Source organism: Runella sp., assembly GCF_965279615.1.
Taxonomy (GTDB): Bacteria; Bacteroidota; Bacteroidia; order Cytophagales; family Spirosomataceae; genus Runella.
Map to the genome: position 1 here is coordinate 7,754,627 of NZ_OZ257252.1, position 25,729 is coordinate 7,780,355.

Consider the following 25,729-nt stretch of genomic DNA (forward strand, 5'->3'; position numbering starts at 1 on the left):
ACTCGTTGTCGAATAAAAATCTGTTTTTGAATTTATTCTTTTCCAGACCAACAAACGCGATAGTGTTGTCAGCACTGTCTTTTTTAATGTAAATAAATGTGTCATATGTACACATTCCTGACTGCCTTATTAGGCCGATTCTGCATTTTTTGAAGCATATAAGCATATAAAAAAGCACATAAATAAGATGAGAACATTGGTGTGTACTGAACCCGGAAAGTTTGAATATGCAACGGGCGAAAAACCTCAACTGAGAGAAGGGCAGGCCATTATAAAAATTAAGCGTATCGGTATTTGCGGAACGGATTTACACGCATATGAAGGAACTCAGCCTTTTTTCAATTATCCACGGATTTTAGGGCACGAGCTTTCAGGGATATTAGTCGAGTTTGATGCTGCGCCGGGATTTGTAGAAGGAGAGGCCGTGACCTTTATCCCTTATTTCCATTGCGGAAATTGTGTAGCGTGTCGTATGGGGAAAACCAATTGCTGTACCCAATTACAAGTGTGCGGTGTCCATGTGGATGGAGGAATGGTTGAATTTTTATCGGTACCTTCTTCTTCCCTGATCCACGGGATGGGGTTAAGTTTTGATGAATTGGCCTTGGTAGAACCATTAGCCATCGGTGCGCACGGAGTTCGTCGGGCGGCAATTATGAAGGGCGAATATGTACTGGTCATCGGAGCCGGGCCAATTGGCTTAGGAACGATGGAATTAGCCCGAATCGCCGGTGGAGCTGTCATTGCCTTGGATATCAATGAGCAACGCCTCCGATTTTGCCGAGAGAAGCTACGGATTCCACATACCATCAATGCACTTTCGGCAAATGTTGTCGAACAACTCAGCGAAGTGACCAATGGAGATATGCCTTCGGTGGTAATAGATGCCACCGGTAGCTTGAAAGCGATCAACAATGCGTTTCGCTATATGTCGCACGGCGGGAGGTATGTATTGATCGGGCTGCAAAAAGGAGATATTTCGTTTAATCACCCTGAGTTTCATAAACGGGAAGGCACCTTAATGAGCAGTCGGAATGCCACAAAGCAGGATTTTGAACATGTAGTGAATTGTATAAAAAGAAAAGAGATACGTCCGACTGCCTACATAACGCACAGGGTAGATTTTGATGATGTAAAAAATGAATTTGAAAACTGGCTGAACCCTGAAAATGGAGTAATTAAAGCCATCGTAGAAGTTCCCTATTCAAGCTTTTAGAAAATAAATTCCTATCGTTGACAAAGAAGTAGTCAACATTAATCCAATAGATGCTAAACCTGTCATTAATGAAATCGTTTTTTACATTCTGCTTATTGATTACCTCATTCCTGAGCTTTTCTCAGGATAGTAAAAACCTGAAACTTTGGTACACTAAACCTGCGGGCAATACTTGGGAAAATGCCCTGCCCATTGGCAATGGAAGACTGGGGGCCATGGTGTATGGGAATGTAGAAAAAGAAACGATTCAATTGAATGAACACACTGTTTGGAGCGGCAGTCCTAACCGCAACGATAATCCGGAAGCGTTGGCCGCCTTGCCCGAAATTCGCCAATTGATCTTTGACGGAAAACAAAAAGACGCCGAGCGGTTGGCCAACAAAGCGATCATTACCAAAAAATCACACGGGCAAATGTTTCAACCCGTTGGTAATCTGAACCTTACTTTTGAAGGTCACGAAAAATACAGCGAGTATTACCGGGAATTGGATATTGAACGGGCGGTTGCCAAAACCGCTTATACCGTCAACGGAGTAAAATACACGCGGGAGATTTTAGCGTCTTTTCCCGACCGGGTGATTGTGATGCATCTGACGGCCGACAAACCCAACAGTCTTTCGTTTGTGGCTTCATACGCCACACAGCATAAAAAAAGAAACATCAACACAACGGCTTCTAACGAACTCGCCCTTTCGGGTACTACTTCTGACCACGAAGGGGTAAAGGGAATGGTCAATTTCAGGAGCATTGCCCGTATTAAAATCGAAGGCGGAACCGTGGCTGCCAACGACACTTCCATTACGGTAAAAGGAGCTACAACCGCAACCCTTTATATTTCCATTGCCACCAATTTCAATAATTACAAAGATATCAGCGGTGATGAAAACGCACGAGCAACCGCGTACCTGAACAAAGCGTATCCGAAATCTTTTGCTGCCATTTTACCCTCACATATAACTGCTTATAAGAAATACTTCAACCGCGTTCAATTTGACCTCGGAACCACCGAAGCGGCGAAACTTCCCACTGATGAGCGCCTGAAAAACTTCCGTACTGCCAACGACCCGCACATGGTGACGCTTTATTACCAATTTGGGCGCTATTTGCTGATTTCTTCGTCTCAGCCCGAAAGTCAACCGGCCAATTTGCAGGGGATTTGGAATAATAAAATGAATCCACCGTGGGACAGTAAGTACACTATCAATATCAATGCGCAAATGAACTACTGGCCGGCTGAGAAAACCAATCTGGCTGAATTGCATGAACCGTTTTTGAAAATGGTGAAAGAGCTCTCGGAGACAGGGCAGGAAACGGCAAGGGTCATGTACGGAGCAAAAGGCTGGATGGCGCACCACAATACCGATATTTGGCGGGCGACGGGCGCTATCGACGGAGCCTTTTGGGGTATGTGGACGGGGGGAGGTGGCTGGACCGCCCAACACCTTTGGGAACATTATCTGTACAGCGGTGATAAGGCGTTTTTGACTGAAATTTATCCGATCCTGAAAGGAGCCGCTGCGTTTTATGCTGATTTTTTAGTTGAACATCCAAAATATCATTGGCTGGTCATCAACCCGGGCAGCTCACCCGAAAACGCGCCGAAAGCCCATGCCGGTTCGTCGTTGGATGCCGGAACAACGATGGACAATCAAATCGTTTTTGACGCTTTTAGTACTGCTATCCGGGCTGCCGGAATCCTGAAAAAAGATGTTGCTTTTGTCGATACACTCAGGCAATTACGTGGTCGCTTGGCTCCGATGCACGTGGGACAACACGGCCAATTACAGGAATGGCTGGATGACGTAGACGACCCTAATGATCATCACCGTCACGTTTCGCATTTGTATGGGCTGTTCCCTGCCGTTCAAATTTCACCCTATCGCACACCCGAACTGTTCAATGCGTCCCGCACCACGCTGATTCATCGCGGAGATGTATCTACCGGCTGGAGTATGGGGTGGAAGGTCAACTGGTGGGCCCGTTTGCAGGATGGAAATCATGCCTATAGCCTGATTCAAAACCAACTTACGCCATTGGGCGTCACCAAAGAAGGAGGGGGAACCTATAACAATCTGTTTGATGCGCACCCACCGTTTCAAATCGACGGAAATTTTGGGTGTACATCGGGTATTACCGAAATGCTCATGCAAAGTGCCGACGGGGCAGTTCATTTATTGCCTGCCCTGCCGGATGTATGGCAATCGGGCAGTATCACCGGACTGCGGGCCATTGGTGGTTTTGAGGTAGTGAATATGGAGTGGAAAAACGGAAAACTGACCAAGGTCGCAGTGAAATCTACCTTGGGTGGCAATCTTCGTCTACGCGCAGCGAATGGCCTGAAATTGAGTAGCGGAGGAACGCTGAAAAAAGCAGCGGGTCAAAATCCTAATCCGTTTTATACCGTGGAAGAAACGCCGAAGGCAATCATTTCACCCACTGCCAACTTAACTGCTCCCAACCTGAAAGAAACGCAACTGTACGATATACCAACCCAAGCCGGAAAAGTGTATACACTTGTAGCTCAGTAATATAACTTGTGAAAATTGATTTTAACCTCCCTGTAAAAATGTTCAAAAATAGTTTCTCTGTTTTGCTTGCGGCCTTATGTTTTGCATTAAGCCACACTGTTTCAGCCCAATCCGTTACATTGACTAACCCCATCCTGACCGGTTTTTATCCCGACCCGAGCATTGTCAAAGTGGGAGCTGATTATTATTCCGTACATTCTACTTTTTCGTATTTCCCGGGTTTGCCGATCATGCACAGCCGTGATCTGAAAAACTGGAAACAAATCGGAAATGTCATCAACCGTCCTTCACAAATGGAATTCATGGGCGAGCGGATGAGCCGTGGGCTTTTTGCTCCTGCCATTACTTATTACAAAGGCATATACTACGTAACTTGCACTGATATTGACCATGACGGCAACTTTGTGGTGACTGCCACCAATCCTGCCGGCCCTTACAGCAATCCCGTAAAAATGCCCCAAGTAAGAGGTATTGACCCTTCCATTTATTTTGACGAAGCCACCGATAAAGCTTATGTGGTTTATAACAGCGATGCTCCTGATAATAAACCACTTTACCCGGGTCATCGCACAGTTCAGATGTATGAGTTTGATTACAAAAACTTAAAAACTATCGGAGAAAAAAAGCAATTGATAAACGGTGGTGTGGATATTACCAAAAAACCGGTTTGGATTGAAGGTCCACACATTTTGAAACGCAACGATTGGTACATACTGTATTGTGCCGAAGGCGGAACTTCGGTCAATCACTCACAAGTGGCTTTGCGTAGCAAAGATATTTGGGGGCCTTATGTGCCATATGAAGGAAACCCAGTATTGACCCAACGAGGTTTGCCGGCCGACCGACCTAACCCGATCACTTCGGCGGGACACGCTCAGTTTATTGAAGGTCCCGATGGCAATTGGTATTCAATTTTCTTAGCTGTTCGCCCTTACGAAGGTGATTATTACAATACCGGTCGTGAAATGTTCATTGCTCCGCTCACTTGGGTAAACGATTGGCCAATGATTGAACACGGCGAAAAAGCCATCGAGTACAAATACCAAACCAACATCAAAGAAGTAAAACAAAAAGGTGCTTTGCCACAAAACGGCAATTTTGCTTATACCATAAAGTTCGACAAAGGACTCGACCTTTCGCTAATGCACTTGCGAACTGTTGATAGTAGTTCATTTAAAACTTCTAAAAATGGTCTAACGCTTACACTCAAGCCTGAAACTATCTCAGAGTTGGGCAATCCATCTTTTGTGGCCAAACGCCAGCAGCACATGTATTCAGTAGCTGAAACAGAGTTGAATTTTACTCCAAAAACTGAAAAAGAAAAGGCGGGTTTGGTGATTTATCAAGACGAAAGCCATTTTTACTTTTTGGCAAAATCCATCAAAGATGGTAAAACACAAGTGGAATTATACAAAAGTGTGCATCGCAAAAAAGAGGTAGAATTGATAAATACGCTACCTGTAGGAAATGGCAAATTGAGTTTAAAAATAACTTCAAAAGCCGATAAAGTTGATTTTGAAATTTCTGAAAGCGGTAAAAATTACAAAATCATTGCCGAAAACTTAGATGGTAAGCACTTATCTACCAAAGTATCAGGTGGATTTATTGGCAATGTGTATGCTATGTATGCTACTGCAAACGGTGAAAAAAGCGATAATATAGCAACATTTAAGTATTTGAAATACAGCGGAAACGACTCAATGTTGAAATAAAAACACTCTCCGTTTTGAAACTGACTTATTTACATACTATAGCGACTTTCCTGCTCAGCTTCTCGGCGTTGGGGCAAATGCAATCCTTCTCGTTGCAGGAGGTAAAGGTTACGGGCGGTGCCTTTAAGAATGCGCAGGATGTTGACCTCAGGTATATTCTGTCGCTGAACCCTGACAAACTCTTGGCTCCTTACCTCATTGACGCGGGCTTGCCGTTGAAAGCCGATCGCTATGGCAACTGGGAAAGCTCGGGATTGGACGGACACATTGGAGGGCATTACCTATCGGCGCTGGCCATGATGTATGCTTCTACTGGTAATGCCGAACTGAAAAAACGGCTCGACTATATGGTCGACCAACTGGCTCAATGTCAGGCCAAAAACGGCAATGGATACGTGGGCGGCATTCCGCAGGGAAAGGTGTTTTGGGAACGGATCCACAAAGGAGATATTGATGGCAGCAGTTTTGGGTTAAACAACACCTGGGTGCCGCTGTACAACATCCACAAGCTGTTTGCCGGCTTGCGGGATGCCTATGAATACGCCGGTGATCAACAGGCGAAACATGTTTTGATAGGCTTGGGCGATTGGTTTGTCGAACTCATCCGGCCGCTTTCCGATGACCAAATTCAGCAGATCCTCCGCACCGAACACGGTGGCATGAACGAAGCCTTTGCCGATTTGTATATCCTGACGAAGGATAAAAAATACCTCGAAACGGCGCAACGGATTTCGCATCGCGCTATTCTGAATCCGTTACTGCAAAAACAGGATAAACTCACCGGTCTTCACGCCAATACGCAGATTCCGAAGGTCATCGGTTTTGAGAAAATATCCATGCTCACGGGCAACGCAGATTGGTCGGAGGCGGCGCGTTATTTTTGGCAAAATGTTTCGCAAACACGCAGCGTGGCCTTTGGCGGAAACAGCGTACGGGAACATTTTAACCCTACGAACGATTTCAGCACGCTGCTTAAATCGAACCAAGGACCCGAAACCTGCAATTCGTTCAACATGCTTCGCCTGAGCAAAGCTCTGTTTTTGGACAAAAATGACCCAAGCTATCTGGACTTTTATGAACGCACTCTCTACAATCATATTCTGTCGAGTCAGCATCCTCAAAAAGGCGGATTTGTCTATTTCACTCCTATTCGACCCAATCATTATCGGGTCTATTCACAACCCGAAACGAGCATGTGGTGTTGCGTAGGCTCCGGACTGGAAAATCACACGAAGTACGGCGAATTGATCTACAGTCATACGGCCAATGATCTGTTTGTCAATCTGTTCATTCCTTCGGCCTTAAACTGGAAAGACAAAAACATTCAGTTGATTCAAACAACAGAGTTTCCGTATAAAAATCAGTCTGAATTGGTATTGAAATTGGCTAAATCTCAGGCTTTTACGTTGAATATTCGCTACCCGAAATGGGCCGACAACGTGGAGGTGCTAGTCAATGGAAAACCGCACCCGACGAACACTCATCCTTCCAATTACATCAGTATTCAGCAAAAATGGAAAACGGGCGATAAGCTATCAGTGCGTTTTACCACCTCTACTCATCTGGAATACCTGCCCGACCAATCCAACTGGGCGGCATTTGTGCATGGCCCGATTGTGCTGGCGGCCAAGACTTCTACTGCAGATTTAACCGGTCTCTTTGCTGACGATAGTCGCATGGGACATGAAACAAAAGGAAAACTTTACCCCATTGATAAAGCGTATGCGTTGATTGGCAATGCCGATTCGTATCTCTCAAAACTAACGTCGGTCGGAAACCTGACATTCCGACTCGATTCACTGACGCTGCAACCTTTTTATGAAGTACACGATGCCCGTTATCAAATGTATTTTCAAACGTTTACGCAGGCGGGTTTCGATGCCCAAAAAGCAACCCAACGGCAGCAGGAAACTGAAGCCCTTGCGTTGGAAGCCCGAACGGTTGATAAGGTGAATTGCGGTGAACAGCAGCCCGAAGTGGACCATCTCTATAAAGGTGAAAAAAGCGATGCCGGCTACGATGATGACGGCCGATTCTGGCGAAATACCCGCTCCTATATTTCGTATCAATTACAGAACAAAGACCTGATAGGAAAATCGCTGGAAATCCATTTTTCGGGGAATCTGAAAACGGAAGATGTGGGCTTGTTTATCAATGAACGAGCGGCAGAAATTAGCGCGATGAAAGACAAAGCGATTGTCTTGAAAGTTGATGACAATGAGGTGATTAGCCTTAAAATAGTATCCGAAAACGGCAGGCCGACCCCTCGTTTTTATCAAATCAGATTGGTAAAATAAGTATAGAAAAATCAAGAGATAAAGCGTAAAATAAATTGTGTCAATTTAACACCGACAGCCTTTCAAACCGATGATAAAACGTTGCTTCCATTGTGCTTTTATAGCGGTGATCGGAATAGTGATGACAGTTCAGGCAATTGCCCAAACAGCTCACAACCCCATCATTTTTGCCGACGTACCCGACATGGCCATGATTCGGGTGGGAAACACGTACTACATGAGCAGTACCACCATGCACATGAGTCCGGGCCTGCCGATCATGAAATCGAAGGATCTGGTCAATTGGCAGTTGGTCAGCTACGCCTACGATACCTTGGCTACTGTCGATGCGCTTACGTTGACCAATGGCAAAAGCACCTACGGACGCGGTTCGTGGGCGAGCAGTTTTCGCTATCATAAGGGTACATATTACGTAACAACCTTTGCCCAAACCACCGGTAAAACGTACATCTATACCACCAAAGACATCGAAAAAGGGCTTTGGAAAGTAGCAACGTTCAAACCCTCTTACCATGACCACACGCTGTTTTTTGACGATGACGGTCGCAATTACCTGATTTATGGCGCGGGCAAACTCAAAATCGTAGAACTCAATGCGGAGGTGACGGGTGTAAAAGAAGGCACGACCGAACAGGTTCTTATCGAAAATGCAAGTACGCCCTCGGGCACCGGCGGGGGACTTCCGGCGGAAGGTTCACAGTTATTCAAAGTCAACGGCAAGTACTATCTTTTTAACATTTCGTGGCCACGTGGCGGAATGCGTACCGTCTTGATTCATCGCGCCGATAAAATTACGGGGCCGTGGGAAGGACGCGTGGCATTGCAGGATTTGGGCGTGGCGCAAGGCGGATTGATTGATACACCTAATGGCAAATGGTACGCCTATTTGTTCCGCGATTTTGGCGGTGTGGGGCGCATTCCGTATTTGGTTCCTGTCAAATGGGAAGACGGCTGGCCGGTGTTGGGCGAAAACGGCAAAGTCCCCGAAACACTTGATTTGCCCGCCAACAAATCCCTGATTCCAGGCATCGTGGCTTCCGATGATTTTACGCGCAAAAAAGGGGAGGCTGCTTTGCCGTTGGTTTGGCAATGGAATCATAATCCTGATAATGCGCTTTGGTCGGTTTCTGATAGAAAAGGCTTTTTACGACTGAAAACGGGTCGGTTGGATACCTCGTTTGTGTTGGCCCGAAACACCTTGACCCAGCGTACCATCGGCCCTGAATCTGCGGGTTCGACGGCGTTGGATATTTCCAACATGAAAGAAGGCGATTTTGCCGGCATGGGATTATTGCAGAAAAACTACGGTTTAGTGGGGGTCAGAGTTGAAAAAGGCAGCAAATCAATCGTTATGGTGAGTGCCAATACGGGCAGACCCATTGAAATTGAGCAAATTCCGCTTGCCCAAACCACCGTCTATTTCAAAGCCGAATGTAATTTCAGAAACCGCGCCGACATTGCCCATTTCTATTACAGCCTCGACGGGAAAGCTTGGGCCAAAATCGGCGAGCCACTGAAAATGCCTTATACCATACCGCATTTCATGGGCTATCGTTTCGGACTTTTCAACTATGCCACCCAAACCACAGGCGGTTTTGCCGATTTTGATTATTTCCGCATTGAGGACACGATTTCTCAAAAAAAGTGATAAAACGTTTATTTTCTAACCGCAAAGTTCACTAAGCAGACACAAAGTTTCTCAAAGTAACCTTCGTGTTCATCGTGCCATCCTTTGAGTCCTTTGTGGTTGAAAACCCTATAACTTACTACTAATGAAACGCTTACTTTTGTTTTTGACCCTTTACTTCGTTGGACTCTTGAGCGCCAAAGCCCAAGACCCCAACTTCCATATTTATCTTTGCATCGGGCAGTCTAACATGGAAGGTCCGGCCAGAATCGAGCCACAAGATACGACCGTGGACAACCGACTGCGCTTGCTGGCGGCGGTAGATTGTCCTGAATTGGGGCGGACAAAAGGCAACTGGTACACGGCCAAACCACCGCTTTGTCGCTGCAATACCCGTCTTTCTCCCGCCGATTATTTTGGAAGAACGTTGGTAGCGAATCTGCCTCAAAACGTCAAAATAGGTTTCGTGCATGTAGCTGTGGCAGGAAGTAAAATTGAGATTTTTGATAAAAAAGACTACAAAATGTACCTTGATACCTCGGCCAAAGAAAGACCGTGGATGATCAACATGGCCAATCAATACGGTGGAAACCCGTACGAACGACTGGTTGAAATGGCCAAATTAGCTCAGAAAGAAGGCGTTATCAAAGGCATTTTACTGCATCAGGGCGAGTCGAATACGGGGGATAAACAATGGCCGATGAAAGTCAAAAAAATCTATGATGACTTACTGGCTGATTTACAGTTAGCGCCCAATTCTATTCCATTGTTGGCGGGAGAATTGGTCAATGCCGACCAAGGCGGCAAATGTGCAAGTATGAATAGTATCATTGCCACGTTGCCCCAAGTCATTCCGCAAGCAATCGTCGTTTCTTCCAAAGGGTTACCGGCGGTTCCTGACAAACTGCATTTCAGCAGTGAAGGCATTCGCATCTTTGGCAAACGGTACGCAGCGGCCCTATTGGCTTCACAAGGCAAGAAAATCGACATCGACGAAAGCAGCATTGCTCCGCCCGCCCCCGTAAAAGTGCAGGAGGGCTTACTGCAAGGCGCTACCGAAAATGGCCTTTCCGTTTATAAAGGGGTTCCTTTTGCCGCCCCGCCCGTGGGCGAGTTACGCTGGAAAGCACCTCAACCGGCGGCCAAATGGGAAGGGGTTAAAAACGCCACTCAATTTGCCCCTGCCCCCTATCAGGGCGGAAATCCACTTTCAGGAAAAAGCGAAGATTGTTTGTATCTGAACATCTGGTCGCCCGCCAAAACGGCTAATGAAAACCTTCCGGTCATGGTTTGGATTTACGGTGGCGGCTTTAGCTTTGGCGCTACCTCCGAGCCGGTAACGAATGGCGAAAAATTGGCTAAAAAAGGCGTAATACTGGTCAGTATTGCCTATCGGGTCAATCAAATGGGCTTTTTGGCTCATCCGGAATTGAGTGCTGAAACCCCACAAAAAACGTCGGGAAATTATGGATTGCTGGACATGATCGCGGGCTTACAATGGGTCAAGAGAAATATCAAAGCTTTTGGGGGCAACCCTGACAAAGTAACCATCTTCGGCGAATCGGCCGGAGGAATTGCCGTGAGCATGCTGTGTGCTTCGCCTCTTGCCAAAGGGCTTTTTCAGGGAGCGATTTCGCAAAGCGGCGGGTCGTTTGGCCCGCACCGACTAACTACTTACCCCGGCGAAAACATGAAGCTTCCGGCCTTGGCCGAAAAACAAGGAGTTGAGTTTATGGAAAAAGCAGGGGCAAAATCGTTGGCTGAATTACGCTCCCTGCCTGCCGACAAACTCCCATCGGGTTTTGGTAATCCGGGAGGTTGGCCCATTGTCGATGGATACGTCATCCCCGGCGACCAATACATGCTGTACCAAAAAGGTAAGTATAATTCTACTCCTGTTTTAATCGGGTATAACTCCGACGAAGGAGCAAGTTTTATGCCTCCCAAAACCCCTAAAGACTATATTGAGGGAGCTAATAAGCGGTACGGGCCTTTTGCCGAAAAACTGATAAAAGCATATCCCGTTGCCGAAAATACAGTCCCCAAAACAGCACGAGACTTAGCGCGTGACGCTGCCTTTGGCTGGCAAACCTGGGCGTGGGCCAATCTTCAATCCCAAAAATCAAAAGACAAGGTTTTCTATTACTATTTAGACCAACACCCTGAGTACCCGGTCGGTTCTGCCAAGTTTGGCTACGGTTCACCTCATGGTCAGGATGTAGGTTTTGTGTTTGGTAACCTCAATCCCGCCGACCAAAACCGTACTTCAACCGATGGGGAACTGTCTGAAATAATCATGAATTATTGGACAAATTTTGCAAAAAACGGCAATCCTAATGGTGAAAATTTACCAAAATGGGAGGCTTTTTCTCCCAAAAAGCCCGGGGTCATGTACTTTCAGCAAAAAGCATTTATGGGTTCTGTCCCAAGTGAAGATGCCATGAAAGTATTGGATAAATACTTTGAATGGAGACGAACGCCCGAAGGGGAAGAATGGGCAAAATAAAAATTCAAACATTGGGTACACGTATGAAAAAAAGGCTTTTTGTTCTGTTATTTTTTTGCATTTCATTCTTTTTTGCTTTTGCTCAGAATGAACCGCCAAAGCCTGTTGGGCCATTACCCACGGAAAACCAATTGCGTTGGCAGCAAATGGAATACTATGCTTTTGTGCATTTTTCCGTGAATACCTACACCGACATGGCTTGGGGTTTGGGGAATGAAGACCCAAAGATTTTTAACCCTGAGAAACTGGATTGCCGACAGTGGGCAAGAATCTGCAAAGAAGCAGGCATGAAAGGCGTCATTATTACCGCCAAACACCACAGCGGATTTTGTTTATGGCCGTCAAAATACACCGATTACTCGGTGGAAAAATCGCCCTGGAAAAATGGCAAAGGCGATATAGTCCGGGAAATGTCCGATGCCTGTAAAGAATTCGGGCTGAAATTCGGGGTGTATCTGTCGCCGTGGGACCGAAATCATCCCGATTATGGCAAACCCGAATACATCACTTATTTCAGAAATCAGCTTACGGAATTACTTACGAATTACGGCGAAGTTTTCGAAGTATGGTTCGACGGTGCCAACGGTGGTTCCGGGTATTATGGCGGTGCCAATGAAACCCGAAAAATTGACGCTAAAACCTATTACGACTGGGCCAATACCTACAAACTGGTTCGTAAACTGCAACCCAACATTGTTATCTGGAACGATGGCGGAGACCGGGCTGATCTGCGTTGGGTAGGAACCGAATCCGGCTACGTGGGAGAAACCAACTGGAGTCTGTTGAATGCCACGGGTGATGTGCCCGAAGATATGCTCAGGCATGGCGTAGAAAATGGAAATGCCTGGGTGCCCGGTGAAGTAAATACGTCCATTCGTCCTGAATGGTTCTATCACGAACGAGAAGACAGAAAAGTAAAAACGTTACCCCAATTGCTGGATATTTATTACCATTCGGTCGGCAGAAACGGTACGCTGCTGCTCAATTTCCCCATTATGCCCAACGGTCTGATTCATGAAAAAGATGAAAAAGCTGTTCAGGGACTTACCAAAGCATTGAAAGAAGCATTTGCCCTAAATCTTGCCAAAAAGGCGGTGGTTTCAGCCAATGAGACACGGGGAAAAAGCACGCGATTTGGGGCAGAAAAAGTAATTGATTCTGATGCCAATACCTATTGGGCGACCGATGAGAACATTACAGCGGCCTCGTTGACATTGGACTTTGGAAAGCCTACTTCATTTAACCGTTTTTTAGTGCAGGAGCCTATCCAATTGGGACAACGGGTAAAATCGTTCAGTTTGGAGGCGCTGGTCAAGGGAAACTGGGTACAAATTGCCAAACAGACGACCATTGGGTATAAACGAATCCTCCGGTTTCCGACAGTGGAAGCAACAAAACTGCGATTCAACGTGCTGGAGGCTAAAAGCAGTCCGCTCATTTCCAATATCGAAGTATATAAGGCCCCTATCATTCTCACACCTCCCTCCATCATCCGAGATAAAGAGGGGTTGGTCAGTTTTGTTTCAGGAGATTCGGAGTCAGAAATTTACTACACCGTGGACGGAAGCAATCCTACTGCCCAATCGGCTAAATACACGTCGCCGATAAAAACTACGGATGATAAAGTAGAAGTGAAGGCCATTTCGTACAACCCCTTTACAAAACAAAGCAGCATCGCAAGTGAGGAAAAATTTGATATTTCTCGCAAAAACTGGAAAGTAATAAGTACCGAAGAAGCAGGGGCCACTAAACTGCTTGACGGCAATCCCGGTACTTCATGGCATCAAAAAAGAAGCCAACCCATGCCGGCAGCGTTGGTGATAGATTTGGGTAAAACCGAGCAATTGGAGGGCTTTCGATACCTTCCTGCCCAAAATTGGTGGGAAGAGGCAAGCATCATTACCCATTACCGATTTGAAGTTTCGCAGGATAATACCCAATGGAAAGTCGTTAGTGAAGGTGAATTTTCAAACATTAAAAACAGCCCTTTTTGGCAAATCAAAACCTTTGCCCCTGTCACCGCCCGATATATCAAGTTTATCGCATTGAAAAATACACAGGAACGATCTGCCTCCGGTTATGCCGAATTGGATGTAATTACTGCAAAATAACCTTTTAAAAAATCAATAACCCTTCACTAACCGGATGTACGATGAAAACCCATGTATTCTTTAAACAGATAAGACTTCTTTTGCTGATTCTTGTCCCATTTGCAGGATTGGCCCAGCCACCGCGAGGTCCCTTTGTGATTTCCCCCAAAGTAAATTCTGACAAAACCGTAACATTTTCATACTTAGCTCCTAATGCAAAAACGGTGCTATTGGGTGGAAGCCAGTTTGGGCAAGCGGACGTACCTTTAACCAAAAATGCAGAAGGCGTTTGGTCGGTTACCGTCGGCCCCATCAAACCCGACATTTACCCGTATAGCTTTAAAGTCGACGGCGTTACGGTAATGGACCCGGCCAATGTCGCCTTTTTTCCGAACGAACGTTTTAAGGCCAGTTTGGTCGAAATCCCTGCGGATGCACCGGCCATTTATGCGTTGAAAAACGTGCCCCACGGTTCTGTTACCTACGAATACTATCCTTCGGTAGAAGGGTCAATGGGAACGGTGGTGGTTTATACCCCGCCGGGATACACCAAAGAAACCGTTAAAAAATACCCCGTCTATTACCTCATCAGCGGTACGACCGATACCGAAGAGACCTTCTGGAAAGTGGGAAAAGTAAACCTGATGCTCGATAACATGATTGCCGCAGGTACGGCCAAACCCATGATTGTGGTGATGCCTTACGGAAATCCGTTGGCGAAAATTGCCGAACAAACAGGCAAAGACAAACCAGCCGATGTGATGAGCCGCGATGGGGACGATGCCCTCCGCCGAATGAAACTGTTTGAGACAGACCTTGTGTCTCATGTCATTCCATATATCGAGAAAAATTACCGTACCCTCAATAACCGCGATAACCGCGCCATTGGCGGCTTCTCGCGCGGGGGTGGGCAAACGCTCCGTACGGCCTTTAACAACGTAGACAAATTTGCGTACGTGTGCAGTTATGCCTCCTACATTGCCCCTGCCGAGATGGATAAAAGCTTTACCAATATCACGACGAACCCCGCTAAAACCAACAAAGATTTCAAGCTGCTTTGGTCGGGCATCGGGACGGATGATTTTCTTTACAAAGGCACTGTTGAGTTTGAAGATTACCTGAAAGCCAAGAAAGTAAACTTCAAAAGTTACGTCACCGACGGCGGCCATACGTGGATGAATGTGAAGAAGTATCTTAACGAAACGTTGCCCGTTTTGTTCAACTAAACCATCTGAACCACATGAACAAATACTTCTTTTTCTCCCTGTCCTTGCTCTTGGTTCACATAAGTGCGTTGGCTCAGCAGCGCCCGCCGGTCATCAGTTCACCCAACGTACATGCTGACAACAGCATCACGTTTACGTATTTTTCCAAAACAGCGCGTGAAGTAAAACTTTCCGGAGAATTTTTGAAAGAACCTGTTTCGCTTTCAAAAGATACCTCGGGAATTTGGACGGTCACGGTGCCTCCCGTCACGCCCGATATTTATCCGTACAGTTTTACCGTTGACGGGGTGGGAGTAGCCGACCCAAGTAACACCTTCATTTTTGCCAATGAACGATTCAAGCGGAGCATCGTGGACGTAAAAGGTGACAAACCTTTGGTTCACAGCCTTCAAAACGTACCGCATGGCAAGGTTACTTACCGGTATTATAACTCTCAAACCTTGAATACAACCCGACAGTTATTGGTTTACACACCACCGAATTTCGACGCTTCCGGCAAAACCAAATATCCTGTTTTGTACCTCATTCACGGGGGCTCAGATACGGAAGAAACCTGGACCAAAGTAGGGCGGGCCAACTTCATTGCCGATAATCTCATTGCACAAGGCAAAGCCAAACCCATGATCATTGTAATGCCCTACGGAAACGTTCGTCCGGCTCCAATGCCCGATTTTACCAAAGACGTAGTGAACGACATCATTCCATTTATAGAAGCTAATTATCCCGTACAAACCAACAGCAAAGGCCGCGCTGTAGCAGGATTTTCTGTAGGAGGCGGTCAGACTTTAAACATTGGTTTAACCAATACCGATAAATTTGCCTACATCTGCTCGTATGCCCCGTACACCGCCACCGACGAATTCAAAAAGAACTTTACCGATTGGACACCCGATGCCGAAAAAATAAATAAACAACTGAAACTGTTCACCGTCAGCGTAGGAACCGAAGATTTTCTGTACGAAAGCGTGAAGCAAAATCTTGCGATGTTCAATGAAAAGAAAATCAATGTAAAGCCACTGATTGTATCGGGCGGACATACGTGGATGAACTGTAAATTGTTTTTGGCAACGTCTCTCCAAGAGATTTTTAAATAGTTTTTCAACATTATTCAATCCCATAAACATGAAAAAGACACTCACAAAAATCGCTTTCATTACTGCTTTATCCGGCAGTATTTGCTTCGCTCAATCACCAACTTCCGTAGTAGAAGATTTCAAACCTTCAACCTTTAATCAGCCCGGACAGGAATACCCCATGGTCAATTCGCAAGGGTATGCACGCTTCAAAATAGTAGCCCCCGCTGCCGACAGCGTACGGGTGAGTTTGGGCTTAGGAGGCAGAGGCGGTACAAAACTCAAAAAAGCCGATGATGGAACATGGGTGGGCACCACCGAGGGCCCGATGGACGAAGGTTTTCACTATTACAATGTGAACATTGATGGTGGTAAATTCAACGACCCCGGTACGTTAAACTTCTATGGCTCTACCCGTTGGGAAAGCGGTATTGAAATTCCCGCCCACGACCGAGATTTTTATGCGCTGAAAAACGTACCGCACGGTAATGTGCAGCAAGTGCTGTTTCCATCGCCAAGTACCAATACCTCACGCAGAGCCTTTGTGTATACCCCACCCGGTTATGAAAAAAACACAAAGGAAAAGTATCCGGTCCTTTACCTGCAACACGGTTGGGGCGAAGACGAAACCGCATGGATGAACCAAGGCCACGCAAATTTGATCATGGATAATCTGATTGCCGAAGGGAAAGTCAAGCCGTTTATTATTGTAAATACCTATGGCATGACCAATGAAGTGAAATGGGGCAGAATGAAGGATTTCAAAATTGAACCTTTCCAAACCGTTTTGATCGACGAACTCGTTCCTTACGTGGATGCCAATTTCAGAACGATTGCCAAACCATCGCACAGAGCGATGGCCGGCCTGAGTATGGGCGGTATGGAAACCAAAACCATCACCCTCAATAAACCGGACGTTTTTGCCTATTATGGTTTGTTAAGCGGCGGCATGTATGCGCCCGAAGACATCAAAGACAAATCGAAAGTCAAACTGATTTTTTTGAGTGCCGGCAGTAAAGAAAAACCAGAAAGGATTTTGGAGGCGACAACCAAATTGAAAGAGTCCGGATTCAACGCCGTGTCTTACGTATCTGACAAAACCGGTCATGAGTTTCTGACGTGGAGACGCAGCTTGCTCGCCATGGCTCCTTTGCTTTTCAAATAATCATTTAAAGTCCTTTTAACCTCAGAATGATGAAAAATTCAATCGTTGTGTTCCTTCTTTTGTGCAGTTGTATGGCTTTTGCGCAAAAAATGGAAAAAGAAATGCCAAAAGGCTATGAACAGGAAAAAATGGGCATACCCAAAGGCAAAATAGATACGGTGCAGTACGATTCCAAAACGGTGGGAACGATGCGTAAAACGTTGGTTTACACGCCGCCCGGTTTTGACAAAAAGAAAAAATATCCCGTGTTTTATTTGTTGCACGGCATCGGTGGGGATGAAAAAGAATGGTTCAAAGGCGCAAGTCCCCAAAACATTTTGGACAATCTCTACGCAGAAGGCAAAATACAACCCATGATCGTGGTCATGCCCAATGGCCGTGCCATGAAAGACGACCGTGCCACGGGCAATATCATGGCTACCGACAAAGTTCAGGCTTTTGCCACCTTTGAAAAAGACCTGTTGAACGACCTCATTCCATTTATCGAAAAAAAATACCCAACGCTCACCGACAAAGACAACCGTGCCATCGCCGGTCTTTCGATGGGGGGCGGGCAGTCGCTCAATTTTGGGTTGGGCAATTTGGATAAATTCTCGTGGGTAGGCGGATTTTCATCAGCTCCCAATACCAAAGTGCCGCAGGAATTGGTGCCGGATATAGAAGCTGCTAAGAAGAAATTGAAACTGCTCTTTATTTCGTGCGGTGATGCCGACGGACTCATCGGATTCAGCAAACGCACCCACGATTATCTGTATCAAAACGACGTTCCGCATATTTATTACTTGGAAGCGGGCGGACACGATTTTAAAGTTTGGAAAAACGGTTTGTACATGTTTTCACAGTTTTTGTTTAAACCCGTCGATACGGGTTCGCTGGAGCAATACACGGTGCTTGGGACTCCAGCCTCTACGAACATTCGTAACGTAAAATATCCCCAGATTTTACCTGACAACAGAGTGGTTTTCAAAGTAAAAGCTCCTGATGCTCAAAAAGTTCAGGTGGATCTGGGTAAAAAATACGACATGGTCAAAGACACGAGTGGTTTCTGGAATGTTACCACCGACGTCGTCAGCCGAGGGTTTCATTACTACTCATTGATCATCGACGGCGTAGCCGTTGTTGACCCGGCAAGCGAAACGTTCTACGGCATGGGTCGTCAGGCAAGCGGCATCGAAATTCCGTACAAAGAAGGTGGCTTTTATGCGTTGAAGGACGTTCCGCACGGCGATATTCGTATCAAAAAGTATTTGTCCAAAGCCACCAACAGCTGGCGCGAAATGTACGTCTATACGCCGCCGGGCTACGACAAGTCGTCCGAAAAATATCCCGTTTTGTACCTTTTACACGGCGGTGGAGAAGACCAACGCGGGTGGGCTACGCAAGGTCGCACGGATTTGATTTTGGATAATCTTATAGCCGAACAAAAAGCCAAGCCGATGGTAATTGCTATGCTCGATGGTAATTTTTATGGTAATGGCGGCGGAGTGGCCGGCTTTGGCGAACCACAACTCAGAGCGTTTGAAAACGAACTCAAAAATGCCGCCATTCCATTCGTGGAAAGCAATTTTCGAGTGGAAACCGATGCCAAAAACCGAGCTTTGGCGGGTCTTTCAATGGGTGGTTTGCAAACGTTGTATGCGGGTATTAAAAATACCGCTATGTTCTCGTCATTGGGCGTGTTCAGTTCGGGTTGGTGGGCCAATAACCCCAAACTCTCTGACCCTCAGTACGAATTCATGAAAAATAATGCGTCAACCATCAACGGTAATCTGAAAAATCTTTGGATTTCGATGGGAGGCAAGGAAGATATTGCCCACCAAAATTGCCAAATCATGATGAAAAAGTTTGACGAAATGGGCATTAAATACAAATATAGCGAGTACTCAGGCGGGCATTCGTGGCCTGTTTGGCGGCATGATTTATTCGAGTTTTCGCAGTTACTTTTTAAATAAATGTTAAACCAAAAATCCCAATTTTTTACAATGAAAAAGTTATTTTTTTCTCTGTTTTTATCCATTGCCACTTTAGCGGCATTTGCTCAAAACCCCATTGATGGCAACTGGAAAGGCAGCCGTGAAACTCCAAACGGCACTTTTGAAGTAACCTATACCTTTAAAGTAGAAGGTGACAAGTTAACGGGAACGTGGAAAACTCAATTTGGTGAGGCAGCCTTGGAAGAGGGCAAAGTGGATGGTAAGAAAATTTCGTACAGTATCTCTTTCAACGACCGTAAAATGAGTTATACCGGCGAATTGGTTTCTGAAAAAGAGCTGGTTGTAAAAAGTGAGCGTGGTGAGATGAAGCTTGCCAAACAGTAAGGAAACTGCACCATTTGATTGCACAAAAAATAACCAATTAAATGGTGCTTCTTTATTCATAATTAACACACTAATCCCATGATTTCGAAGAAAAACGTTAGGGCTGTAAGTACGGCCATTCTGATGACGGGAGCTGTCTCCGGGTTTTCCCAATCTATTCCGTCGTTAAAAGATACCTTTAAAAAAGATTTTGGCATCGGGACGGCCTTGAATAACGGGCAAATCGAAGAGCGCGATCCCAAGATGACCGCATTCATTGTGAGTCAGTTCAATATGGCCACTCCCGAAAATGTCATGAAATCGGCACTGATTCACCCTAACTGGGATACCTATGATTTTGTTGTGCCCGACAAACTGGTTGAATTCGGTAAAAAGTACAACATCAAAATCAACGGGCATACGCTGATTTGGCACAGTCAATTGCCGTCCTTCATTCGTGGGATTCACAGCAAAGATTCGATTCAGACTTTTTTTACAAACCACATCAAAACCGTTGCCGGCCGCTATAAAGACAGCGTGTTTTCGTGGGACGTGGTGAATGAGGCATTGAATGAAGACGGTACCTTGCGAAAAACGGTGTTTCTGGATTACCTCGGGGAAGGGTACATTGCCGAAGCCTTTCGACTAACGCAACAAGCAGCCCCCAACGTAGAACTGTACTACAATGATTATAACAATGAGCAGCCGGCCAAACGGGCGGGCTGTATCAACCTCATTAAGAAAATACAGGCCGCCGGCACCCGCATCGACGGCGTTGGGATTCAGGGGCATTGGCACGTAGGGAAAGTGCCATTCAAGGATATTGAAGAAAGCATCCTGCAATACTCGGCGCTGGGGTTAAAAGTAATGTTTACAGAATTGGATATTGAGGTGCTGCCCCGCAATTTTCAAGGCGCCGATGTTGGTCAACGCATGGCGAATAATGCCGAATCAAACCCCTACACCACAGGTTTGCCCGACAACGTTCAACAGCAGCTGGCGGCTGATTACGAAGCTCTTTTCAAGTTATTTCTCAAACACAAAGATAAGGTAACCCGCGTGACGTTTTGGGGTGTAAACGATGGGAACAGTTGGTTGAACGGTTGGCCGATCAGGGGCAGAACCAATTACCCATTATTGTTTGACAGAGATAATCAGCCTAAACCTGCTTTTTATAAAGTGATCGGGACGGCCAAATAAACACCTATCCGTGAGTATTCGATTTTTCCCGACGAAACGTATAAAACGACCAAAGACGCTAATTCGAAAAACATTGATCCTTATGAAAAAAATCATTCTTTTGATCTGTATGGGGGCTATCTTTTCAAGCACCTTAGCTCAAACCAAAATTACCCTAAATACAGATTTGGCGAAAACCACTATCAATAAGCATATTTATGGGCACTTTGCGGAGCATCTCGGGAAATGTATCTACGGGGGGATATACGTAGGCGAAGGGAATCCTAAAATACCCAATACCGCCGGGGTCAGAAATGATATCATCCAAGCGCTGAGAGACCTCAAAGTACCTAATCTTCGTTGGCCGGGCGGTTGCTTTGCCGACACGTATCAGTGGAAGGATGGTATCGGTCCTAAAGCAAACCGGCCTAAAATGGTCAATGTTTGGTGGGGAGGTGTCACGGAAGATAACAGCTTTGGTACCCACGATTTTCTGGACCTTTGCGAGCGTATCGGTGCCGAACCTTATTTAGCCGGCAATGTAGGCAGCGGAAGTGTTAAAGATTTGACCGACTGGGTAACTTATGTAAATCATCCCGGCGGAAGTCCGATGTCGGAACTTCGTAAACAAAATGGTCGTGAAAAGCCGTGGAGTGTAAAAATGTGGGGCGTAGGTAACGAAGCATGGGGCTGCGGAGGCAACATGACGGCTGAGTACTATGCCAACATTTATCGTCAGTATGCCACCTTCATGACGGATTGGGACAATACCTCAAAACTTTACCGGATCGCATCAGGAGCAAGTGACGGAGATTACGTCTGGACGGAGACCTTAATGAAAAACATTCCTCATAAAATGCTCGCCGGTGTAGCCCTGCATCATTATTCGGTTTTGAGTTGGACGGAAAAAGGCCCTTCGGTTGGATTCTCGGAAGCACACTATTTTAAAACGATGTCAGAAGCCTATCTGATGGAAGAATTTGTTAAGGGGCATAGCACGATCATGGATAAATACGATCCCGAAAAACGGATTGCTTTGATCGTAGATGAATGGGGCGGATGGTATAATGTAGAACCGGGCACCAATCCGGGATTTCTATATCAGCAAAATACCATGCGCGATGCCATGATCGCAGGAATGACACTCAATATTTTTAATAATCATGCAGATCGTGTTCGCGGCGCCAATCTGGCTCAGATCGTAAATGTTTTGCAATCGGTCATTTTGACCAATGAAGAGAAAATGCTGCTTACGCCAACCTATCACGTGATGAAGATGTACAATGTGCATCAGGAGGCTAAACTTGTCCCCCTGAACATTGAATCACCGACGTATGAGTTTCAGGGAAAATCACTGCCGGCGGTTTCGGTATCGGCTTCTAAAGATGCTTCGGGAGCTTTGAATATTTCGCTGACCAACATTGATTATCGTAAACCACACCAGGTAAGTATTAATTTGAGGGGAGAAGAATTTTCAAAAATATCCGGCCGGATTCTTGCTTCAGCAACTATCAGCGATCACAATACATTTGACCAACCTAATAAAGTGAATGTAAAAGATTTTGCGGATACTAAGTTGGAAAAAGGAGTAGTAACACTCACCCTTCCGGCCTATTCAGTTCTTGTATTGAAGTTGGCTAAATGATAAAAAAGTAACGTATACGATCATCCAAAAACAAGTGCCTGAAGCGTGAACCGATAAAATTCGACGGCGTTTTTTCTGTTGCGCCGTTCGTATATGCTTTCAAAAATACATCAGCGTTTGGCGAATATTCTTCTTAAAGCTCATGTTTGAATCGGACAGCCCAAGGCCAAGATACCCCTTTAAAAGGGTATCTTGGCCTCTTTTCTAATTTAAACGGTCTTGTTTTGGCAGGAAATCGGAGCCTGGCCTGAAATATGTCAACCTTAATTGGTAACTGTATTCCTGATTTTTATACAAACCATTCCTGCCGGGGAAAACGAAAGTAATAAGAAAAAGGCCCTCATAGAGAATAAGCAGTTAGGTTGCCGGTAAAAAATGAAAATCAATTATGTAATGCCGGTCAGATAATTTGAGTCTTCGCCGCCCTTTTTTTTAACATACTAAGCACTGCGGCTATCGCCGGAAAAACAACAAGCCATGGAGCATAAGCCACCAATCGGTTGGTAAGGAAGGTGATTGAATTGGGGCTTGACGTTATTCTTTCCAGCATCCATCCCATGGCCGCAACCGCCGATAAAACGGCACCCGGTACCCGAATGAATTGATAGGCTGATTGACGGCTTAAGATCAGCAGCCAGGGGAAAATAAACAGAATGACGACCAGTTGCATGACTTCAATGCCGGCATTGAAACCCAGAATACTGATTCCCAAATGGAAAGTATCCAGATTCAGGTTGAGCAATGTACCGGCGAAGGCCATACCGTGCACCAAGCCAAAGCCGGCAGCCACGTACGCTTCTTTTCCGGAAAAGATCGGCCAAAGGGCGTGAATGGCGGAGATAATAATGGAGAAGGCAATGATGATCTCGACCGCTTGTCCCGGAAAAGAGAACCATCCCAAAGCGCCGACGATCAACGTAATGGAGTGACCAATGGTAAAAGAGGTTACTATTTTCAGCAACCGAACCGAGCTGTAACGGATACCCCCATAGGTACCCCAGCGTTTTCGATTGACCAACAAAGGAGCGGGCAGTAAAAGCACCAACAGGAACAATAAATGGTCGGTCCCTTCCGCAATATGGTGCATTCCCAAAAGTACGGTCTGCTTAAAACCATTCCACTCCCCACCGCCTTTGAGCGATACGTTCAGCGGATGAATGACATTATTTCGTATATCCCAATCGATGACCCCCAGTTGAACGGGATTCTCTCCGTATAAACCCGCTTCCCAATCCCGGCGAACGGAAATCAAGGCAAAATGTGTCGCGACCTGATGCAGAATGACATCATAATTCAAGGTAAAATCACGGGTAGTGGTTCCCTTGGGCGGTATCATCCAAAGTTCCACCATCAGTTCATAATAGGGACCACCGGGGCTTTGCTGAACCTGCTGAACTTCCAGCTGATCAACCGTAACAGTCCAGGCAATACCGTTACCGGTGACAGGACGAATGTGAGCAATAATGTATTTTTTTAACTCAGGTCCCAAACGTTCGACCAGTTTTCCGGGATTTTGGTTGACTTGGTGGCCGAAAGCGAGCTCCAACTCATTTAAGGGGAGTTGCAATTCGGCAAATACTTTATCCGGACGCACATCCAGCAACACGATGGAATTAGGCATCGGATGAGCAAGCGCGGAATGTGCCGTTAAAAAGCTGCCGAGAAGGGTAATGAACATCAGTCGCCGCTTTAGGCAACTGATGCTGTTATGAAAGCTGTTCATGGAGTTAATAGAATTATAATCCGTTGTAATCTCGGGTGTGATCACGGTAGACCGAGTGGTAATGGATCTCGTTCTGATACACAACTCCCGATTGACACACGAATTCTACCCAAACACCGGGGCCGTCAATACGGACGTAGTCGGCATTGTTGGTCAGCGTTGCGTTGCCGGAATAGGCAATGTACGTACCGCTCAGCTCGGTTTCATAGATCTTGAGCAGAGCCGTTCCCGTCGCATCATCCACATCCTGCGTCCAAGGTTTCATGGCTGCCAGTACCAATAGCTTTTGAGCGTCGCTCAACGTACTTACCGCTAACCCAAGCTTGGTTGCCGGGAATTGTCCGTCTTTATTCGGTCCCAAAGCAACATCGCTGAAAGTAGTGGAAAGTTTGGCAATGGAGAGCTGGGCAGCCGAGAGGGAAGCCAACATGGCCGCCATGGCATCGTGTTCCACCGCCATGGGAGCATAGGTGGTCGTTCCACTCGTCCACGTTTTGGGTTCTATTCCCTGATGAGAAGGCGTTGCACTGACAACGGCTCCGGCATTATAGGTGATATTTTGGGCATAGTGGTGACCACCGAATTGCAGCATCCAGGTTCCGGTCACGCTTGGCGTACCCAAAAACGCAATAATGTATTTTCCGGAGGAATAGCCGCTGCCGGCCTTGGTACCCAAAACATCATCGGCGGCATTGATTTGCGAAAACTCATCATACCCTTCGTTGGCAGTGGTGCCCGAGGCGGCCCTGATGATCGCTTTTGCCGCAGCCAGCTGGGTGGCATTCAGCGTACTGAATTCGATACCGTTTCGGATACTGACCCCGCCCGGCAGGTTTGACCATTTAATGGCATTTGCCTTTGTTAGAGTAAGTTGAACGGTAGAAAGTTGGGTGGCAGACAGCGTTGCCTTGAAAGCTTCTACCGCGCACACGACCTTGGCAACGGTCGTCGTGGCCGTGCTGCAATCCGTTGTCCCGGTGGATGTTTTGGCAACCGTTAGGGCCAGACTGCAACTCACTCCGCCGAACGAAATGGCAAAGGCGGCCGTTCCGTCCGACGCAGGGGTACCGGTGATTGAATAGGCCAAATTGCCCGCTCCCGAGGCCAGCGTGCCGGCCTGAAGGGTCGCCGTCAGTCCGGTGACACCGGTCGACGCGATGGCACTGCCCGCCGAATAGGCTATTCCGTTGCCACCGGTATAGGGAATCGTTGCTGTGCCGGTATAAGCCGTGCCGGAAGTTGAGGTAGCGGAAAAAGTGGCTGTCCCGCAGGAAAGGGCCGTGATGGTAGCCGAGGTGGTACTTGGCGTATCCTCATTTTTGCTGCACGAGACAATGAACGCAACCGACAGGATGACACAGAGGGTTGAAAATTTCATTTTGAAATTCATGGATTCAGAGATGTTAATGTGAGAATGAGACAAATGATTGGATGTATAGACGGTA

Annotated in this window: 16 protein-coding genes; 14 read left to right on the plus strand and 2 right to left on the minus strand. The window is 46.3% G+C overall.

Annotated elements, in window-relative coordinates; all coding sequences use genetic code 11:
• Window positions 1-187: 187 nt before the first annotated feature.
• From ACQY73_RS32825 to ACQY73_RS32890, 14 genes are all read left to right on the plus strand, one after another.
• Window positions 188-1,216, plus strand: coding sequence for a zinc-binding alcohol dehydrogenase family protein (locus ACQY73_RS32825; protein ID WP_428658630.1), 1,029 nt, complete (start codon window positions 188-190; stop codon window positions 1,214-1,216).
• Window positions 1,217-1,284: 68 nt separating this feature from the next.
• A complete protein-coding gene (locus ACQY73_RS32830) occupies window positions 1,285-3,744 on the plus strand; it encodes a glycoside hydrolase family 95 protein (RefSeq protein ID WP_428658633.1) in 2,460 nt (819 codons plus the stop codon).
• A gap of 38 nt (window positions 3,745-3,782) precedes the next feature.
• Complete coding sequence (locus tag ACQY73_RS32835; protein WP_428658636.1) at window positions 3,783-5,456, plus strand: glycoside hydrolase family 43 protein; 1,674 nt, start codon at window positions 3,783-3,785, stop codon at window positions 5,454-5,456.
• Between the two features lie 14 nt (window positions 5,457-5,470).
• Window positions 5,471-7,753, plus strand: a complete 2,283-nt coding sequence (locus tag ACQY73_RS32840; RefSeq protein ID WP_428658639.1) for a beta-L-arabinofuranosidase domain-containing protein — start codon at window positions 5,471-5,473, stop codon at window positions 7,751-7,753.
• Between the two features lie 121 nt (window positions 7,754-7,874).
• Window positions 7,875-9,401, plus strand: coding sequence for a glycoside hydrolase family 43 protein (locus tag ACQY73_RS32845; protein ID WP_428668578.1), 1,527 nt, complete (start codon window positions 7,875-7,877; stop codon window positions 9,399-9,401).
• 124 nt (window positions 9,402-9,525) lie between these two features.
• Complete coding sequence (locus ACQY73_RS32850; RefSeq protein WP_428658642.1) at window positions 9,526-11,886, plus strand: carboxylesterase family protein; 2,361 nt, start codon at window positions 9,526-9,528, stop codon at window positions 11,884-11,886.
• A gap of 23 nt (window positions 11,887-11,909) precedes the next feature.
• Window positions 11,910-13,997, plus strand: coding sequence for an alpha-L-fucosidase (locus ACQY73_RS32855; RefSeq protein WP_428658645.1), 2,088 nt, complete (start codon window positions 11,910-11,912; stop codon window positions 13,995-13,997).
• Window positions 13,998-14,038: 41 nt separating this feature from the next.
• Complete coding sequence (locus ACQY73_RS32860; protein WP_428658648.1) at window positions 14,039-15,202, plus strand: alpha/beta hydrolase-fold protein; 1,164 nt, start codon at window positions 14,039-14,041, stop codon at window positions 15,200-15,202.
• A 14-nt stretch (window positions 15,203-15,216) separates the two neighbouring features.
• The gene (locus tag ACQY73_RS32865) at window positions 15,217-16,296 is read left to right on the plus strand and encodes an alpha/beta hydrolase-fold protein (protein WP_428658651.1); all 1,080 of its coding nucleotides are present in this window, start codon (window positions 15,217-15,219) and stop codon (window positions 16,294-16,296) included.
• Between the two features lie 28 nt (window positions 16,297-16,324).
• The gene (locus ACQY73_RS32870; protein ID WP_428658654.1) at window positions 16,325-17,440 is read left to right on the plus strand and encodes an alpha/beta hydrolase-fold protein; all 1,116 of its coding nucleotides are present in this window, start codon (window positions 16,325-16,327) and stop codon (window positions 17,438-17,440) included.
• A 26-nt stretch (window positions 17,441-17,466) separates the two neighbouring features.
• Complete coding sequence (locus tag ACQY73_RS32875) at window positions 17,467-19,392, plus strand: alpha/beta hydrolase-fold protein (protein WP_428658657.1); 1,926 nt, start codon at window positions 17,467-17,469, stop codon at window positions 19,390-19,392.
• A gap of 30 nt (window positions 19,393-19,422) precedes the next feature.
• Window positions 19,423-19,758 (plus strand): hypothetical protein, encoded by a 336-nt coding sequence (locus ACQY73_RS32880; RefSeq protein WP_428658660.1) that lies wholly within the window; start codon window positions 19,423-19,425, stop codon window positions 19,756-19,758.
• 78 nt (window positions 19,759-19,836) lie between these two features.
• Window positions 19,837-20,937, plus strand: a complete 1,101-nt coding sequence (locus ACQY73_RS32885) for an endo-1,4-beta-xylanase (protein WP_428658663.1) — start codon at window positions 19,837-19,839, stop codon at window positions 20,935-20,937.
• Window positions 20,938-21,019: 82 nt separating this feature from the next.
• Window positions 21,020-22,561, plus strand: a complete 1,542-nt coding sequence (locus tag ACQY73_RS32890) for an alpha-N-arabinofuranosidase (RefSeq protein WP_428658666.1) — start codon at window positions 21,020-21,022, stop codon at window positions 22,559-22,561.
• A gap of 400 nt (window positions 22,562-22,961) precedes the next feature.
• On the opposite strand, the gene ACQY73_RS32895 is transcribed toward ACQY73_RS32890, so the two are convergent.
• Window positions 22,962-24,284 (minus strand): HupE/UreJ family protein, encoded by a 1,323-nt coding sequence (locus ACQY73_RS32895; protein WP_428658669.1) that lies wholly within the window; start codon window positions 24,282-24,284, stop codon window positions 22,962-22,964.
• A 13-nt stretch (window positions 24,285-24,297) separates the two neighbouring features.
• Window positions 24,298-25,662 carry a DUF3500 domain-containing protein gene (locus ACQY73_RS32900; RefSeq protein WP_428658672.1) on the minus strand — a complete coding sequence of 455 codons (1,365 nt, stop codon included), beginning with the start codon at window positions 25,660-25,662 and terminating at the stop codon, window positions 24,298-24,300.
• Between the last annotated feature and the right edge of the window lie 67 nt (window positions 25,663-25,729).

What these genes read in the sequence shown, in the direction of transcription:
- ACQY73_RS32825 (WP_428658630.1), top strand. Translation starts at nt 188, where the DNA reads ATGAGAACATTGGTGTGTACTGAACCCGGAAAGTTTGAATATGCAACG.
- ACQY73_RS32830 (WP_428658633.1), top strand. Translation starts at nt 1,285, where the DNA reads ATGAAATCGTTTTTTACATTCTGCTTATTGATTACCTCATTCCTGAGC.
- ACQY73_RS32835 (WP_428658636.1), top strand. Translation starts at nt 3,783, where the DNA reads ATGTTCAAAAATAGTTTCTCTGTTTTGCTTGCGGCCTTATGTTTTGCA.
- ACQY73_RS32845 (WP_428668578.1), top strand. Translation starts at nt 7,875, where the DNA reads ATGACAGTTCAGGCAATTGCCCAAACAGCTCACAACCCCATCATTTTT.
- ACQY73_RS32850 (WP_428658642.1), top strand. Translation starts at nt 9,526, where the DNA reads ATGAAACGCTTACTTTTGTTTTTGACCCTTTACTTCGTTGGACTCTTG.
- ACQY73_RS32855 (WP_428658645.1), top strand. Translation starts at nt 11,910, where the DNA reads ATGAAAAAAAGGCTTTTTGTTCTGTTATTTTTTTGCATTTCATTCTTT.
- ACQY73_RS32860 (WP_428658648.1), top strand. Translation starts at nt 14,039, where the DNA reads ATGAAAACCCATGTATTCTTTAAACAGATAAGACTTCTTTTGCTGATT.
- ACQY73_RS32865 (WP_428658651.1), top strand. Translation starts at nt 15,217, where the DNA reads ATGAACAAATACTTCTTTTTCTCCCTGTCCTTGCTCTTGGTTCACATA.
- ACQY73_RS32870 (WP_428658654.1), top strand. Translation starts at nt 16,325, where the DNA reads ATGAAAAAGACACTCACAAAAATCGCTTTCATTACTGCTTTATCCGGC.
- ACQY73_RS32875 (WP_428658657.1), top strand. Translation starts at nt 17,467, where the DNA reads ATGATGAAAAATTCAATCGTTGTGTTCCTTCTTTTGTGCAGTTGTATG.
- ACQY73_RS32880 (WP_428658660.1), top strand. Translation starts at nt 19,423, where the DNA reads ATGAAAAAGTTATTTTTTTCTCTGTTTTTATCCATTGCCACTTTAGCG.
- ACQY73_RS32885 (WP_428658663.1), top strand. Translation starts at nt 19,837, where the DNA reads ATGATTTCGAAGAAAAACGTTAGGGCTGTAAGTACGGCCATTCTGATG.
- ACQY73_RS32890 (WP_428658666.1), top strand. Translation starts at nt 21,020, where the DNA reads ATGAAAAAAATCATTCTTTTGATCTGTATGGGGGCTATCTTTTCAAGC.
- ACQY73_RS32895 (WP_428658669.1), bottom strand. Translation starts at nt 24,284, where the DNA reads ATGAACAGCTTTCATAACAGCATCAGTTGCCTAAAGCGGCGACTGATG.
- ACQY73_RS32900 (WP_428658672.1), bottom strand. Translation starts at nt 25,662, where the DNA reads ATGAAATTTTCAACCCTCTGTGTCATCCTGTCGGTTGCGTTCATTGTC.